Source organism: Clostridium sp. AM43-3BH (assembly GCF_003479985.1).
Taxonomy (GTDB): Bacteria; Bacillota; Clostridia; order Lachnospirales; family Lachnospiraceae; genus Otoolea; species Otoolea fessa.
The window spans coordinates 262,108-279,430 of sequence record NZ_QUIH01000003.1 but is presented as its reverse complement, the minus strand read 5'-3'; the positions used below and the strand labels follow the sequence as shown (position 1 = coordinate 279,430).

Below are 17,323 nucleotides of genomic sequence, written 5' to 3'. Positions count from 1 at the left end.
GTCCGTCCAGTCAACTAAGACCGGCAGATTTATATGCCTCACGTGAAATTACCCAGATTATACCTCCTTGATCCTAATTATGCAATACTTTTTTTGCATTTTTATGAATAATTTTTGTATAAAAACGTGTTTTATGCATTTTTTATGTGTTTTATGCATAAAAGTAACATTTACGGACTTCATTTATATGCTATACTATATGATAGGTATAAGTATTATAAATAAGTGGTACTGTGTGTGTACAGTAACATGGTACTGCTCTTCCTGCATTCTAAAATATGCATCTTGATTTAAAATGTCAAAATTGCTATTATAATGTAAGAATAAAATGAAAGCATTCGAAAGGATAAAAACCATGACAATCAATGAAAAAGCACTCGAACTTCATGAAAAATGGAACGGCAAGCTCGATACCGTCTCCAAAGTACATGTAAAAACCAGAGAGGATCTGGCTCTGGCATACACACCGGGCGTTGCAGAACCATGTAAGGTAATTGCAGAAGATCCGGAAGCTGCATACCGCTACACCATCAAGTCCAACACTGTAGCCGTTGTCTCCGACGGAAGCGCCGTTCTGGGACTTGGCAATATCGGACCGTTAGCAGCTATGCCGGTTATGGAAGGAAAAGCCGTTCTGTTTAAAGAGTTCGGCGGCATCAATGCATTCCCGATCTGCCTCGACACACAGAACACCGAGGAGATCATTGAGACAGTTGTCCGCATTGCCCCGGCATTCGGCGGTATCAACCTGGAGGACATCTCCGCACCGCGCTGCTTTGAGATCGAGGAACGTTTAAAGAAACTGTTAAACATTCCGGTTTTCCACGATGATCAGCACGGAACCGCCATCGTCGTACTGGCAGGCATCATCAACGCCCTGAAAGTAACCGGCAAGAAGAAGGAAGACTGCCGCGTCGTTGTCAACGGCGCCGGAAGTGCAGGCGTTGCCATCACCAAACTGCTCTTAAACTACGGATTCCCGCATATCACCATGTGTGATAAGACCGGTATGCTCTGCAAGGGCATGGAAGGGCTTAACTGGATGCAGGAAAAGATGGTCGAAGTTACCAACTTAGAGCACAAGACGGGCACACTTGCCGATGCATTAAAAAGCGCTGACATCTTCGTAGGCGTGTCTGCTCCGGGCATCGTTTCCCAGGAGATGGTTGCTTCCATGAATAAAGATTCCATTCTCTTTGCAATGGCAAACCCGGTTCCGGAGATCATGCCGGATCTGGCAAAAGCTGCTGGTGCAAGAGTCGTAGGAACCGGACGTTCCGATTTCCCGAACCAGGTCAACAACGTTCTCATCTTCCCAGGCATCTTCCGCGGCGCCCTGGAAGGACGCGCAACCGCTATCACCGAAGAAATGAAACTGGCTGCTGCCAACGCAATTGCTGCTCTGGTTGATGACAGCGAATTGAGCGACGAGAACATTCTTCCGGCAGCATTTGATCCGCGTGTAGCTGACGCTGTTTCCAAGGCTGTGAAGGAGCACATTAAGAAATAAACGTAACAATTCAAGCGATTCTCGCATTTACCGTAAGAACCGCACAAAATTTACACAGTTACGAAATAATAATAAAGGAGTTTTTCCATGCTGGCTGAACCGATGACACTTTACAAACTGATGAATCTCTATATGCTGCACCAGGTCAATTTTCCGCTGACCAACGCGCAGCTCTCCAATTTTTTCCTGGATCGTGAGTACACCACGTATTTCACACTCCAGCAGGCCTTGAACGAGCTTCTGGATGCAGGTCTGGTAAAAAAGGAGACGATGCGGAACAGCTCCCGCTATGAGATCACTAAGGAGGGCGAGGAAACGCTGGAATTTTTCGGCAAAAACATCTCTCCTGCCATCGTCAGCGACATGGATGAATACCTGAAACAGAACCGCTTCCGCATGCGAAACGAGGTAGGACTGATCTCCGATTTCTATAAATCGACCAATCAGGACTACATCGTTCACTGCGAGGTGCGGGAAGGAAAAGCCGTTCTTGTCAATCTCGATATCTCCGTTCCGGATAAGGAGCAGGCGGAAATCATGTGCAATCACTGGAAGGATCGAAGCCAGGAGATTTATGCTTATGTGATGAAATCTTTGATGAGTGAGCATGGGGTGGAGAAAAAATAAGGATGACAAGCAAAAAACAAGGTCTGCGTCTGACATTTTATGCCTTTTTGCAAACCTTGTCTTTTCTTTCCATTTATATTACTTTTTCTAGATCTATAACAACACCATAAAAAGCTCTATTACTCTACCGTAACACTCTTCGCCAGGTTTCTAGGCTTATCTACATCCAGTCCCTTCGATACACTTACATAATATCCCAGCAGCTGCAGCGGCACAACCGCTAAGCTCGGTGTGAAGTGCTCGTCAGTCTTCGGTATATAGACTGCGAAATCGACGGTGTCTTCAATATTGTAGTTGCCTGCAGTTGTGAGTCCCATGAGGTAGGCGCCGCGGCATTTTACTTCTACCATGTTGCTGATCATCTTCTCATACAGGGCTTCCTGGGTCAGGATGCTGACTACGAGGATACCATCCTCAATCAGGCTGATGGTTCCGTGTTTTAATTCTCCAGCCGCATATGCTTCGGAATGGATGTAGCTGATCTCTTTTAATTTCAGGCTGCCTTCCAGGCTGACTGCGTAGTCGATGCCGCGGCCGATGAAGAACACGTCTTTTGCATTGGCATATTTCGCTGCGAACCACTGGATGCGTTCTTTGTCATCTTCGAGCAGCTTCGCGATCTGATCCGGCAGTTCCTGCAGGGCTGCAAGGAGTTCTTCATATTTTTCTTCTGTGATCGTACCGCGCACATGGGCAAACTGTACGCCCAGAAGATATCCGGCAACCAGCTGTGTGCTATATGCCTTGGTGGTCGCCACCGCGATCTCCGGACCTGCCAGTGTGTAGAAAATATGATCTGCCTCACGCGCAATCGTGGAACCTACTACATTGACAATCGCCATCGTAGGAACGCCCTGGCTCTTTGCCAGACGCAGGGCTGCCAGGCTGTCGGCTGTCTCGCCCGACTGGCTGATGATGATAACCAGACTGTTCTCTTCCAGAATAGGGTTCCGGTAACGGAACTCGGAAGCCAGCTCGACGCGGACCGGAATACGCGCCAGATCTTCGATCACATACTGCGCTGCCACGCCTGCATGGTAAGCAGAACCACACGCTACGATATAAATACGCTTTAACGAACGAATGACATCATCGGAAAGTCCCGCCTCGGTCAGGTCAATATGACCATCGCGGATGACTGAATTTAATGTATCCCGAACCGCACGCGGCTGTTCATGGATCTCCTTAATCATGAAATGCTCATAACCTCCCTTTTCAGCAGCTTCTGCATCCCACTCAATCGTCACAAGTTCTTTCTGAATCTCTTCCTGATCAATATTATAGAAAGTAACCTCTCCCTTATGTAAGCGTCCCAATTCCTGGTTGCCGATATAGTATACCTTGCGGGTATATGGAAGCAGGGGCGGAACATCCGACGCGATAAAGGATTCACCCTCGCCTACTCCGATGATCATCGGGTTATCCTGACGGGCTACAAAGATCTCCTCCGGATAATCCTTAAACATAACCGCCAATGCATACGTGCCACGGATACGCATCATCGCACGCGCCATCGCATCGAGCGGTCCATCGTTGTATTTCTTATAATAATGATCGATCAGCTTTACAGCCACCTCTGTATCAGTATCTGAATAAAACGTATATCCACTTTTAATCAGTTTTTCGCGAATTTCCTGATAGTTTTCGATAATACCATTGTGAACCGCTACCACGCTGCGGTCATCCGTGCAGTGCGGATGTGCATTGTTCTCAGACGGCTCCCCGTGTGTCGCCCAGCGGGTATGACCGATACCGCAGTTGCCCCGCATTGCGCGTCCATTGTCTGTCTTCTCTGCCAGCGCGCGCAGACGTCCCTTCGCCTTTACAACCTCCGGTACACGTTCTCCGTCTCTGACTGCCAGACCTGCTGAATCGTATCCACGATATTCAAGCTTCTCCAGACCCGCTAATAAGATCGGAGCCGCCTGCTGGTCTCCTGTATATCCTACGATACCACACATACAATTATTCCTCCTTTTTCCAACCAGGCGAGCCGCTGCCATCATACCGCCTCAGACACTCCCGCCTTCGTATCTCTATCTCAAGAATATGATAAATCTATTGATTCTTCAAAATAGAATCTTCTATAAAATATGTCGTTTATCCCTAAATAGCGCCTGACCGGCACCTTCGATATTGACTTTCTTCTCAGTCATGTACATATTCTGTCTCATTATACCAAAAAAGAATCTTCTTGTCAGCATTTGCTGTAATATTTTCGTCAGTCATCATATAGACACATCTCATTTCAAAACCATCCGCCATAAGCAGTCACATATTTCTTCTGCATATCTACCTGTAAAATAACGATTGTCCACGACAACTATTTTTTATACAGGAGGTTTCATCATGAAAAACGAAACAATGTACTTTAACGATCTTCTTTCCATCTGGCTGGAAAAGCAGAAACAGGCGCGAGCCCTGTCTACCTATGTGAAATACCGGCATCTGGCAGACCGTTATATCTCCCCTTATTTTAGATCCATCCAGCTTTCAAAGATCGATCTGCCTATGCTTCAGACCTTCCGCAATTCCCTTTTATCCCCGGATTCCCTGCATCCGCTTGGGAACGGAACTATCCGCTGTATTCTTCTGCTCGTCAACTCCATTCTGCGTCTTTCCTATGAAACCGGGCAAACAAACGGCATTCTCTATCTCCCGCCCCGTCTTCCAAAAAAACGCCCTGAAGTACCTGTTTTTACCCTTCAGGAACAGAAACAGCTCGAACACTATCTAACTGCCCATACAGGAATCTCCGAAGCCGTCATCTATCTGGGACTCTATACAGGGCTGCGGGTTGGAGAACTCTGCGCCCTGCGTTGGGAAAATATTCATTTTTCCGATCGCTATCTCCATGTCCGACACACGGTGCAGCGCCTGACGCGCCTTGACACAACCCATAAATCAGAACTCATTTTATCCGGTCCCAAAAGCATCTCCTCCAACCGTTTGGTTCCCCTGCCCGCTTTCCTTCTGTCGATCCTACAGCCCTATTCTCATCCGGAACACCCGGATTATTTTCTGCTGTCACAATCTGCCAGCTCCCCGATGGATCCGCGAACCTTCCAGAATCACTACCAGCGCATTCTATCACAAGCCGGACTGCGCTATCTGAATTTTCATGCAATCCGACACACGTTTGCCACCCGCTGTATCACAAATGGCATGGATCCCAAAACGCTCAGCGAAATTCTGGGACACTCCGATTTGAAAGTCACGCTTGAATACTATTTTCATTCCTCTCTGGAATTCAAGAAAGAACAGATCGACCGCCTTACTGCTCTTTCTCCGGCCGTCCATACTTCTCTTCCAGATATGCCACATAATATGACGGATTAAAATCTTCCCCCGTCATATCGCGCAGGATCTGACGGCTGTCCTTCAATTTGCCATACTGGTGAATATTTTTCCGCAGATATTCGCGGATTTCCCCCAGGTTTCCAGCCTCCAGTAGTTTTTCTAGCGGCAATTCCTTCTTCATCTGGTGATAAATCTGCGCGCCAAAGGCATTTCCTAATGCATAGGACGGAAAATAGCCGATCGATCCCTGTGACCAGTGAATATCCTGCAGTACGCCCTCCCGATCCGTGGATGGGCGTACTCCCAGGTATTCTTCATACTTATCATTCCAGATCTGCGGCAGTTTCTCGACCTCCAGATCCTCCTCAATCAGCATTTTCTCAATTTCATAGCGCACCAGCACATGCAGCGGATAAGAAAGCTCATCCGCTTCCGTCCGGATCAGCCCCGGAACGGTTCTATTAACCGCCGCCAGAAAATCCTCCAGACTCGTCTCCGTCAGCGGGCTTCCAAACATCTGCGCCACTTTTCCATAAATCGGTTTCCAGAATGCACGGCTGCGTCCCACGATATTTTCAAAGAAACGGGACTGGCATTCATGCATTCCCATCGAAGTTCCCTGCCCCACCAGCGTCTGTGTCAAGTCATCCCGGATGCCAAATTCATAGATAGCATGTCCCGTCTCATGCAGCACGGAAAAAATCGAAGAATCAATCCGTTTCTGATAATGCGTCGTAATCCGTACATCATGATTGTGCAGATTCGTCGTAAACGGATGGGCGCTGAGTGCCAGTACTCCCCGGTCAAAATCAAAGCCCTCATATTCTGCTAGGAAACGCGCCACCTCTGCCTGCGCCGCCTCCGGATAATCTGCGGATAAAAAGGCGTCCGGAACCATCTTCGAGCGCTCTGCCGATTCTTTCAAAAGCGGCACAATTTTCCCTTTCATCAGCTCAAAAAATGGATCTAACATCTCCATATTAAAACCTTTTTCGTAGGTATCCAGCATCACATCGTAAAGCTTCTGTCCCGGCTTTGCCCGGTACGCCGCAAATTTCTTCTGATAGGAAATAATCTCCTTCAAAACAGGGGCAAATGAAGCAAAATCATTTTTCTCTCGCGCACGCGTCCAGATTCCCGTCGCACGCGCCGTAAGTTCTGCATACGCACGGTATTCCTCCGGCGGAATGCAGGAAAGCCGCTCCTGCTCCTCGGCTGCTTCCCGGAGAATTGCCGACTTCACCTCATCAAATACGCCCGCATTCTCTTTTCCTGCCTTCTGGCAGACATCCAGCAGCTCCTTAAAACGCATTGACGCCAGAATCTCCTGATACTGCTCCGAAAGTGAACCTATCACCCGCGCGGTATGCTCCGCTGCACCCTTCGGCGCCAGCGTCTCATCATCCCACTCAAACAAAACCATCGACGTCTGAAGCGCCATCGCCCGCTCCAAAAGAGACTGCAGCTCCTCAAACTGTTTTTTTACATTCTGATTCTTCTGTTCTGTCTGTGCCATTTTCCTGCCTCCTGTCTTTTTTTCGTAATTCTATCATCCAAATTCTGTGTATTTTTTAGGTTCCGCTGCACATATGCCTGCATTCTTTTGTAATATGAGCCATTTCCATCTTCATCATACCAGATTTTCTTTCTTCTGTTTCTTATATCTTTCTTATGATTTTTTACAGTTCACACATTGTACAAACTGTAACAGGATTTTCTCATGATGCCTTATGTGACTTTCCAATCTTGCATAATCATGCAAAACGCGGTATACTAAAACCAGTATAAATCATATGCATAAAGCTGGTTCCCGGCACACGGATATACGCCACGAATCAACTTCCATGCACACACCAGGACAGGAGGGATTGCAGATGATCGAAGCAACGAGCTGCGGCGGTGTGGTTATATTTCGGGGAAAATTACTCGTTCTTTACAAAAACTACCGGAACAAATACGAAGGCTGGGTTCTTCCCAAGGGAACCGTAGAACCGGGCGAAGACTTCAAGCAGACCGCCCTCCGGGAGGTTCATGAGGAGACTGGCGTCGCCGCCTCCATCATCAAGTACATTGGCAAAAGCCAGTACACCTTCAACACCCCTCAGGATACCATCGAAAAGACCGTGCACTGGTATCTGATGATGGCGGACAGCTACTACAGCAAGCCGCAGCGCGAAGAATACTTCGTCGATTCCGGCTACTACAAATTTTACGAAGCCTACCACCTTCTGAAATTTTCCAACGAAAAACAGATCCTGGAAAAAGCCTACAATGAGTATCTGGATCTGAAAAAGGCAAATTTGTGGGGGAATCGGAAATACTTTTAATCACAAGAACAAAGAGGCTGTTGCAAAATCATTATCAAAAATAGATGATTGAGCGGCAGCTTCCATTTCTCTGCAAGCTAATCTGGGTTAAAATTCGCGGTTTTCCTGTTAAAAAAGGCTTTTCGGTAATTTCCTATGAAACAAAAAAACACCCCGTCCGCTGCACAAAGCCAACGAACAGGGTATTAAAAAGGGGAGGATAAGTATTCAAAAATTTCTCTTTTGTGATACTAACAGTATGACCCGTTTCTGTTATTCTATACATCAATCTCCAAATTTTTATACGCCTTTTATCTGCTTCCGAGTATCCGGTTTTCATATTATTTATCATACATACCTTTTTCCCTTGCTTTCTTCCTCTCTTTCCGTTACAATAGATACGTTTTGAGTTGTACTTTTTAATTTATTTTTACCTCTATGAAAAATACAACTCCAGCAAATCATTTTATGTACATTTTTATATTGATTTGAAACTTTTTATATCATAAACCTTGTACTTACCTCACAAAAAGGAGATTTACCTTATGAACAAGAAAAACATCTTAGTCGGACAGTCCGGCGGACCGACCGCGGTTATCAACGGGAGCCTTTACGGCGTTATCTGCGAAGGTGCGCGCCACAGCGATGCGGTTGGCTGCGTCTACGGTATGATCAATGGAATCGAGGGCTTTCTCGCGGATTCTTATATGAACCTTTCAGAAACACTCTCCGATGACGATCTGGAACTTCTTCGCCTGACTCCGGCGGCGTATCTGGGTTCCTGCCGTTTTAAACTCCCTGAGAACCTCTCCGACAGCTTCTACCGCGTCCTCTTTGAAAAACTGGAGCGGCTGGACATCGGCTATTTCTTTTACATCGGCGGCAACGACTCGATGGACACCGTCAGCAAGCTTTCCCACTATGCGGCGCAGATCAAAAGCCCGATCCGCTTTATCGGCATTCCCAAGACGATCGACAACGATCTCGTCCTGACCGATCACACGCCGGGATACGGCAGCGCTGCCCGCTATGTCGCTGCATCCGTCCGTGAAATTGCGCTGGACGCCTCTGTCTATCAGCAGAAATCGGTCACCATCGTTGAGATCATGGGACGCCATGCCGGATGGCTGACGGCTGCCTCTGCCTTAGCACGCAAGGAAGCCGGTGACAATCCGCTCTTAATCTATCTGCCGGAAGCTCCATTTGAGCTGGCACAATTTAATGACGACTTAAAGAAAGCGTTTGAAAAGACAGCGAATGTCATCGTCTGCGTCTCCGAGGGCATCCGCGACCACGGTGGTCGTTTTATCTGCGAATATTCAACCGAAGCCCAGGTCGACACCTTCGGTCACAAAATGTTAGCCGGATGCGGCAAAATTCTGGAAAATTATGTCCGCAACCAGTTCGGCGTCAAGGTGCGCTCGGTTGAGCTCAACGTCAACCAGCGCTGCTCCGGTCTCACCGTTTCCGGTACTGATTTAAACGAGGCTGAAATGGCAGGTCGTTTCGGCGTCCAGGCAGCCCTGGACGGTCACACTGGACAGATGGTCGCATTTGAGCGTGAGACTGATACAGCTGCTTCTGAACCTGTTCATGCAGCTGCTGCCGTTTCAAACGCTGCGGACTTAGGCGCAGCATCCGCTTCATGCGTAAAACATCGTAACACTGTATATAAAATTCATCCAGTTCTCAAGGATGTCAATCTGATCTGCAATCAGGAAAAGAAAGTACCTGCTGAGTGGATCACGAAAAACGGTACCGATGTCAGCGATGATTTCCTGGCTTACTCGCAGCCGCTGATCCAAGGGGACGTTTCCCATATTATGGAAAACGGACTTCCAAAATATTTGTACCGCAAATAGTCCGTCACACAGTATAACTGCTTCATCCTTGAAATCCATACAAGCAACAGAAAAAGAGACGCTTCTTTCATTTTACGAATGCGTCTCTTTTCTACTTAATAATACATAATACCTGAATTTTTTCTAATTTACCCCAATCACACACTCTTATCATTTGGGGAGGAATCCTGACCGTGCCCTTTCAGCGCAGCCATCTTCTAAATCTAATCTTCCTCACAATCCCGAATTTCAACCCCATCATAAAAGAACATCAGAATCTCTTCATAATTCTTGCCTTCGCGCGCCATCTCCTGTGCGCCGTTCTGGCTCATGCCGACTCCGTGACCGTAGCCGCCGCCCCAGATGGTAAATGTGCGGATGTCTTTTTCCTCATCCCTGGCAGTTTCATCCACCGAGAAAAAGGCACTCGGTAGCGTACTCCATCCTGTCAGTTCGGTTCCGTCATTTTTCTTATAAACGAGTGATTCCGAGCCGAGGACACTCCGGATCTGACTCTGACCTTTCAGTGTCTTGGTTCCCTCGCTTCCGACGATCTGCACCGTCTGGGCGATGCCACCCGTACCGCGGGAAGTCACAAAAATACCCTGAATCTCGCCGATGGTATCTACCTTCTGCTGCAGCTTCTTATTCGTGATCGTTGTTTTCCAGCGGTACATCGGGAACGAGGAATCATAATTCTGCTCACCCTGTCCCTGGATAAACTTGAGAAATGTGTCGTTGTCCGTCAAATCCGGAATCTTCTTCTTTTCCGTCAAACCGATCCCTTTCAGATACGGAACCTCGTCTTTGCTGGCGCCCCAGATCGTTCCATCGGTCGAATATCCGCAGGAAGTTGAAAAATAATACGTTTCCGCCGGAGTATCGTTGTAATATACAATCTTCCCGTCCGTCTCCTTGACTGCCAGATTCGTCCGCTCACTGCTCTCTGTATTATTGTACACCTGATAGTTCGTGCTGTCATCAACGTGTGCGCCGTAACGGCTGTATGCATTCGCCTTGATCTGCCGGTAGGCATACGTCCGTGCGCAAACTGCCTGCGCCTTGAGCGCCTCCAGCTCATAATTAGATGGCATCTCGCTCGGCACTACGCGTGTCAGGTAATCTTCGACGTCCAGCTCATTGATCAGAAGCAGCCCATCCGACTCCTCGCTCAACTCGAAGCTGCCGAAATACGACGGCGTTCCCTGCGCCCGCTTGGTACTCAGGATGCGGATCTCCTTCTGCGGGTCTTCCAGCGTGATCGTCATGCGCCCTTCTTTCAGACGGTCATCGCCAGGACTCACGGACAATTTCGTTCCCGGGCTCAAAGTCTCCTCTGATTCGCCCCAGGTCACATGCATCGTGCTGTCCGACTGGAGTACCACCTTCGTGTGAAACAAGGAGGAATAATCATCATTCATGATCAGCACGCGGATGTTCGTCGCTGAAAAATCATGATTTAAGAGTGCTGCGCAAACCTTTTTGCCAGCCACGACAAATTTTCCCAGATCATAGCCGACCAGCACATCCCGCTTTTTCTGCTCCTTGACGACTCCATATGTTTTATATACTTTAAAATCATCGTCCAGTTTCAGCGTTCCGTACCCGTCAATCTCGATCGTATCATCCTTGACCGAAAGTACCTTTCCTTCGATCATATCTTCCTTGAGCGACAGCTTGCGGATCTTGCCCTTATCCAGCTCGACATCCGCCAGCACGCCATCGGTACGATCCTTGAGCTTTTCTTCCTCTGGAAATGTCCGGACGATCGTGCCAATATACACATCCATCCCACCCGATTCTCCCGGAACGATCCAGACATTCTTATATGTAACTTTTTCAGACTGTACGCCGCACAGCGTGATGATCGAACCATCACGCTCATAGACCTCGATCTTCCGATCGATGCAGGCATCCAGCGACACGCCCTCAAAATTCATCGTTCCCTGATCCGTATATGCCGTCCATGCCGCTGCTTCCTTCACATTTTTCGGTGTTCCATAAAGCACCAGCTTCTGTTTTTTGACCGCGTTTTCCGAATCTGCCTTTTTTAAGAATGACTCATAAAACCGCCACCATTCTTCCTTCGGCATTGCCTTTTTATATTTATTTTTAGATACATTCAGGGCGCTCGAAAGCCCTTTTGAAACGCGATCTGCCGCATATGCCGCTTCGCCATAGGTCAGTGCGCCCATCGCGTAGCTTTTACTTATCTTCTCGTCTCCCGGCTCCAGATAGCCTTCCTCAATCATATAGTCAATATATTTGGCATACCATTCATCCTGATCCGGCGTTCCAAAATGGCTTCCGTGTTCTCCCTGCGACGCAACGATGTCGTCCCGGTCTGCAAATGATAACGCCATAGCTTTCGATGCCATGGCGCGTGAAATATCATTATCCGAGTGATCCAAAAATACAATTGCAAAGAGCAGGAGTGCCAGAAAAGCCGGAATCGCCACTGCCCAGTAAACCAGCTTTTTAGGTTTCAGAGACTGTACTGCCTTTCGCGATCTGCCTGTTTTCTTTTCCATATTTCTCCAGCCGCCTTTATTTTTTAACTGTCCTTTCTCATTCACAGTCACTTTTTATTTAACTCCATAAACGTTCCTGTTTTCTCATCAATGTGGTCTAACTTCCGGTATTCGTCTGTCTCCATCGGCAATTTCCGAAGCCGCAGCGACCGGTGCACCGCGCGGGAGATCAAGTCATAAATAACCGCAAATGCCGGTACTGCGATAATCATGCCGACGAAACCAAAGAGTCCGCCAAAGAAGAGAATCGAAAACAGTACCCAGAAACTCGAAAGTCCTGTCGAATTGCCCAGGATCTTCGGTCCCAGAATATTGCCGTCAAACTGCTGCAGAAGCAGAATCCAGATGAGGAAATACACACACTGGAGCGGACTGACCAAGAATACCAGGAACGCTGCAGGTATCGCACCGATGAACGGTCCAAAAAAAGGTATCACATTCGTCACACCGATAATGACGCTCAAAAGCATCGGGAACGGCATATTTAAGATCGTCACACCGATGAAACAGATAATACCGATAATGAGGGAATCCACCAGCTTGCCGATGATGAAGCCGCCGAACATCTGATTGATAAACCGGAGCTCCTCGATTACCAGATTCGCCTGTCTTAGATTCAGGCAGCCATAAACAATCTTCTTTCCCTGTGCTGCCAGTGTATCTTTGATATTTAGCAGATACACCATGACGATCAGACCGATCAGCCAATTTTTGATAAATTCCAGGACACCCAGCACGCTGCTGGAAAGGCCTGTCACGATCTGTCCAATCCGGTGCATATCAATGTTGGTAAACGATTTCTCCGCCCAGTTCTGAAAAACTGCCAGGTTATTTTCAAAACTGCTCAGAACCATATTTTCGATCTCCGGATTATTTTTCAAAATACGCTGAATCCATTCATACACATTCTGCACATACAGCGGAAATGAATCCTGAATGCCGATCAAACTCTCGATCAGCTGCGGGATCATAAGCTGGAACATCCCTACCACAAGCACAATAACCAGCCCCAGACATGCTGCCGTCGCAAGCATCCGGGCTGCACCACGGACGTATTTGGAATTCTTAGTGACAGAGCCAAGGGTCTTTTCCACGATCCCTGCTACCCAGTTATATGCCGGGGCGGTCAGATACGTCAGCACCGCACCGCAGAGAATCGGCGCAAGGATTTTCACAACCTTGCGGGTGCCCGCCGACACCACATCCCAGTGTTGGATGCTGAACCAGAGCAGTATGCAGACCGCAATCACCGAAACTGCCGTCATACCCATATAAATGTATTCTTTGAAATCTCTTTTTTCCATACTTATGTTCTTATCCGTTCCTCTTTTCTGATTTTACAATGTGCTTCTGGAAAATGTTACATTTTCTTTACACACTTTCTTTTACAGAGAAAGCAGCGATTGCTCGCTGCTTTTATCCTTTGTAACCCCAAAATGCCGGCTCTTACCATATTGACGCCTAGCGCTGCTAGGTGGGCAACCTCACTTAGATTTCTGTCTTCCACTCGAGAGGAGGCCTGACATCCATCTAAAAATATCGGAATCCCGTTAGTCAAAATGTAGGTTCAAAAAAAGCAAGAGTTGTCGAGCATCCCAGGAATTACAAATATTCTCTTTTGATACGGCTATTATACCGCAAGTCGGATGTTTTTTCAAGTTCCATTTTCTGATAATGCGGTCAGGTTGTTACTGTTCGCGCATACGTGCCCAGTAACGGATTAAGAAGCTTCTTTTTGTCTTTTATACTTCTCCCCACTTCATCAGGAAATCTCCCAGCTCTTCCACCGTCTCAATCTGGTAGTCTGCCCCGTTTTCCGTAAACTCTTCCCGGGAACCATATCCATACAGCACTGCCGCACATGGGAGCTGATTTTCATGCGCCCCGATAATATCGTGCTTCCGGTCGCCCACCATGATAACCTTCGATTCCTCCGGTGTTGTTCCCAAACGGTCCAGCGTGTAGGCAATCACATCGCCTTTGCGGACCCGGATCTCCTCCATATCCGCCCCGCCAACCAGGGTAAAGTAGGAAAGCAGATCAAAATGCTCCAGAATCTGAATAGCAAACGGTTCCGGCTTTGAAGTTGCCACCGCCAGCGTAAGACCGGCATCCTTTAAACGTGTCAGCATCTCCCGGATTCCCGGATAGACTTTATTTTCAAACATTCCCTGTTTCGTAAAATATTCGTGGAAATGGCCGATCGCTTCGCGCGCCTGCGCTTCGCTGAATCCGTAATATTCTTTAAAACTGTCCGACAGCGGCGGTCCGATGAACGGACACAGTTTATCCAGATCCGGCTCATCGATCCCGTATGCCTGCAGCGCATGCTGGACAGACTTTGTGATGCCTTCCTTCGGATCTGTAAGGGTTCCGTCGAGGTCAAATAGTATGATATGGTTCATATGGTTCGTTCTCCTTATTGTAGTCCGCAGTGCATTACTCCGCAGCACACCAGCTTGAAAAAACTACGTTTTCATTGCTTACGACCATTCTAATACATTTTACGCAAAAAAGAAAGACAACTTTTATCCAGTCATCTTTCTTTTCTGTGTTTCCGTTACTGTTCACGCATACGTGCCCAGTAACGGAATTTGCCGTGACTTCGCATTTAAATACGGCAACTTGCTGCTGCCACCACGTTTTCTTACGGCACTTTCGGTTCCAAAAGTGCCTACCCGTGAACAGTAACGTGTTTCACTCTTTATTTGTAAAATTCATGTCCACCATGCTGCATGACATAGGTCAGCTTGCCATCGAACCAGCGTACATTGGAGGAAGCAGAGATTCCGCGGTTCATGAAGTACAGGGCGCCGCCCGAGTAATCCTCGCCTTCCAGTGCACGGTTGACGCAGTCAATTGTCTGCTGCGTTACCTTACAGCTGTTGATCGTTCCATCCAGTACCGGTGAGAACTGGGATGGTTCGTACACAACGGCTTTAACGCTGTTCGGGAATTTCTTGTTTTTCACCCGGTTGATGATTACATTTGCAACCAGTATCTTTCCCCTGTCGTCACACACACCCGCCTCCGCCTGCACAATTTTCTGCAGAACACTGTAATCTTCATCGCTGTAAGAGATGACTGCGCGTTCCCGGCGCTCCCGTTCTTCTGCTTCCTGCGCCGCCTGCTGGGTCTGCATTCGTACTTCTCGTTCGATTACCTCTACTTCCAGAGCTTCCTTCGCAAGTTCATCCTGAATCCCCTGCTCCATCCTCTGTCCGAGTAGATGCTGACTTTCCTCGTTGGAGGCGAGAATCGTAAATTCTGATAAGCTCTCTGTCTCTGTCGTTTCTTCTGACTGCAGCATTTCTGTCAGTTCCACATCATCCGGATATTCCCGGTGTGCCGAGGCTGCATTTTTGCCAACGCCGCCAAAACTGACCGAATTAAATGCTATCACCGTCACAACCGCTGCTCCCGTCATCAATACGGCTGCGGTCCGGTACATCCTTTTTGTCACACGGACAAATAATGCCTTTATAAACTGATAAGCAGTCTGAAGAAATGTGTCAATGCTTGGCATACACTCTCCTCTTTCTATCAGTGCAGTCCTCCCAAAACCGGTCTGACTGCCATTTAACATCTGCGGCATCTTCTTTGGCTGTCTGATTTTTTCTGACAGCTAAGGACAGATCGTTACTGTTCACACACGTGTGCCCAGCAACGGGATTTTGCCGATGCTGCGCATTCCAAATCGGCAAAATCTGCTGCCAGAACTGTATCGTACGGAATTTTCAGTTCAGAAAATTCCTACCTGTGAACAGTTACGACAGATCCTCTCTGCCTGTGCCGCTTCCTTCAAGTGACGGGAGACATTATATGTGGTTTCCGGCTTCAAAGTCAACGTCTTTTTTACATTTTTGTGACAAATCACATTCTCATTTAACTTTTCCTTAATATTTATGTGAGCATTTTATAAACTTTTTTGCTTTTTCTTCCCAATTTTTATAAACTTTGGCTGGTATAAAATTTTCAATTTTTTACAATTCTGTTAAATTCTTCCCGTCAAAAAAACAGGCGAATCAAGTCGCCTGTTTTTTATGTCAACTGTAATAGAACAATTATGGTATCTGTAAAGGTGTCAGACAGACTCCTTACCACTCTAGATCAGCGCTACAAACTGTGCATCCACATATTTTGCAAGTTCCTCCGGATTCAGAATGACCTGAACACCTCTCTGACCCGCGCTGATGCTGATTTTGTCGAAAATCTGCGCTGTTTCTTCTATATAAGTAGGGAACTTCTTTTTCATGCCGATCGGGGAACAACCACCTCGCATATAGCCGGTCAGCGGAAGAAGTTCCTTCATATGGATCATCTCCACTTTTTTGTCCTTGGAAGCCTTTGCCACCTTTTTCAGGTCCAGCTCCTCATCGACCGGGATACAGCAGACCAGATAGCCGTTCTTATCGCCCTTTAAAACGAGCGTTTTGAACATCGTGTCATGGTCCATCCCCATCATATCCGCCGCATGGCTGCCGGATAAGTCGTCCTCATCTACTTCATACTCACCTGCTTCATAATTGATTCCAGCCGCGTCTAAAAGACGCATTACGTTTGTTTTTGTCATAAGCTAAACCCTTTCTGGAGACAGATTTAGTGCACTCCTCTTATTTCTGGTTGATATAGTTTACCAGTCCACCGGCTGTGATGATCTTCTGCATGAACTCCGGGAACGCCTGCCCCTGGAAGCTCTGGCCGGTGGTTTTATCGGTAATCACACCGCTGTCAAAATCAACCTCCACCTCATCACCAGCCGCGATTGCTTTTGCAGCCTCCGGGCACTCGATGATCGGCAGACCGATATTAATAGAGTTGCGGTAGAAAATACGTGCAAACGTCTCAGCAATAACACAGCTTACACCTGCACACTTGATTGCCAGCGGCGCATGCTCACGGGAAGAACCGCAGCCAAAGTTCTTATTTGCTACGATGATATCACCCTTCTGTACTTTATTTACAAACTCTTTATCAATATCTTCCATACAATGTTTTGCCAGCTCGTTGCCATCCGGAGAGTTTAAGTATCTTGCCGGGATGATAACGTCTGTATCTACATTGTCTCCATATTTAAATACATGTCCATTTGCTTTCATTTCTATATCCTCCTGCGATTTATCCTGTTATTTTATCCCAATTCACGAGACGGCACCTGCGATTGCAGGAAACCTTTCCCCGAACCGTAATATCCGTTTGTAACTGTTC

13 protein-coding genes and 1 other RNA gene are annotated in these 17,323 nt (G+C 47.4%); 5 read left to right on the top strand and 9 right to left on the bottom strand.

Annotated elements, in window-relative coordinates; genetic code table 11:
- The first annotated feature begins 355 nt into the window (after positions 1-355).
- Complete coding sequence (locus DW931_RS06935; protein ID WP_118482041.1) at positions 356-1,510, top strand: NADP-dependent malic enzyme; 1,155 nt, start codon at positions 356-358, stop codon at positions 1,508-1,510.
- An 87-nt stretch (positions 1,511-1,597) separates the two neighbouring features.
- Entirely contained in the window at positions 1,598-2,137 is a 540-nt protein-coding gene (locus tag DW931_RS06930) for a DUF4364 family protein (protein WP_107000108.1), read from the top strand.
- Between the two features lie 119 nt (positions 2,138-2,256).
- Here DW931_RS06930 and glmS read toward each other — a convergent pair whose 3' ends face one another.
- Complete coding sequence (glmS, locus tag DW931_RS06925) at positions 2,257-4,098, bottom strand: glutamine--fructose-6-phosphate transaminase (isomerizing) (RefSeq protein WP_118482040.1); 1,842 nt, start codon at positions 4,096-4,098, stop codon at positions 2,257-2,259.
- A gap of 388 nt (positions 4,099-4,486) precedes the next feature.
- Here glmS and DW931_RS06920 point away from each other — a divergent pair, with 388 nt between their 5' ends.
- Positions 4,487-5,476: a site-specific integrase gene (locus DW931_RS06920; protein ID WP_118626934.1), complete on the top strand. Its 990-nt coding sequence runs from the start codon at positions 4,487-4,489 to the stop codon at positions 5,474-5,476.
- Here the strand turns inward: DW931_RS06920 and DW931_RS06915 are convergent.
- Complete coding sequence (locus tag DW931_RS06915) at positions 5,412-6,953, bottom strand: carboxypeptidase M32 (RefSeq protein WP_118482038.1); 1,542 nt, start codon at positions 6,951-6,953, stop codon at positions 5,412-5,414. The two genes, DW931_RS06920 and DW931_RS06915, sit on opposite strands and share 65 nt — an antisense overlap.
- Before the next feature lie 358 nt (positions 6,954-7,311).
- Between DW931_RS06915 and DW931_RS06910 the strand changes: the two genes are divergently transcribed.
- Together DW931_RS06910 and DW931_RS06905 are read left to right on the top strand one after the other, a co-directional pair.
- Positions 7,312-7,764 (top strand): NUDIX hydrolase, encoded by a 453-nt coding sequence (locus DW931_RS06910; RefSeq protein ID WP_022358438.1) that lies wholly within the window; start codon positions 7,312-7,314, stop codon positions 7,762-7,764.
- Positions 7,765-8,288: 524 nt separating this feature from the next.
- Positions 8,289-9,605, top strand: coding sequence for a 6-phosphofructokinase (locus DW931_RS06905; protein ID WP_118626933.1), 1,317 nt, complete (start codon positions 8,289-8,291; stop codon positions 9,603-9,605).
- Between the two features lie 203 nt (positions 9,606-9,808).
- On the opposite strand, the gene DW931_RS06900 is transcribed toward DW931_RS06905, so the two are convergent.
- The 7 genes from DW931_RS06900 to leuD form a co-directional block, all read right to left on the bottom strand.
- Entirely contained in the window at positions 9,809-12,115 is a 2,307-nt protein-coding gene (locus DW931_RS06900; protein ID WP_242995777.1) for a SpoIID/LytB domain-containing protein, read from the bottom strand.
- Between the two features lie 47 nt (positions 12,116-12,162).
- Positions 12,163-13,419 (bottom strand): AI-2E family transporter, encoded by a 1,257-nt coding sequence (locus DW931_RS06895; protein WP_107000114.1) that lies wholly within the window; start codon positions 13,417-13,419, stop codon positions 12,163-12,165.
- A 120-nt stretch (positions 13,420-13,539) separates the two neighbouring features.
- Positions 13,540-13,720, bottom strand: a non-coding RNA gene (ssrS, locus tag DW931_RS06890) — 6S RNA.
- A 137-nt stretch (positions 13,721-13,857) separates the two neighbouring features.
- The gene (locus DW931_RS06885; RefSeq protein ID WP_118482037.1) at positions 13,858-14,520 is read right to left on the bottom strand and encodes an HAD family hydrolase; all 663 of its coding nucleotides are present in this window, start codon (positions 14,518-14,520) and stop codon (positions 13,858-13,860) included.
- 299 nt (positions 14,521-14,819) lie between these two features.
- Positions 14,820-15,641: a cell wall hydrolase gene (locus DW931_RS06880; RefSeq protein ID WP_118293250.1), complete on the bottom strand. Its 822-nt coding sequence runs from the start codon at positions 15,639-15,641 to the stop codon at positions 14,820-14,822.
- Positions 15,642-16,220: 579 nt separating this feature from the next.
- Complete coding sequence (gene ybaK, locus DW931_RS06875) at positions 16,221-16,688, bottom strand: Cys-tRNA(Pro) deacylase (RefSeq protein ID WP_022359394.1); 468 nt, start codon at positions 16,686-16,688, stop codon at positions 16,221-16,223.
- 40 nt (positions 16,689-16,728) lie between these two features.
- Positions 16,729-17,214: a 3-isopropylmalate dehydratase small subunit gene (gene leuD, locus DW931_RS06870; protein ID WP_022359393.1), complete on the bottom strand. Its 486-nt coding sequence runs from the start codon at positions 17,212-17,214 to the stop codon at positions 16,729-16,731.
- Positions 17,215-17,323 lie beyond the last annotated feature (109 nt).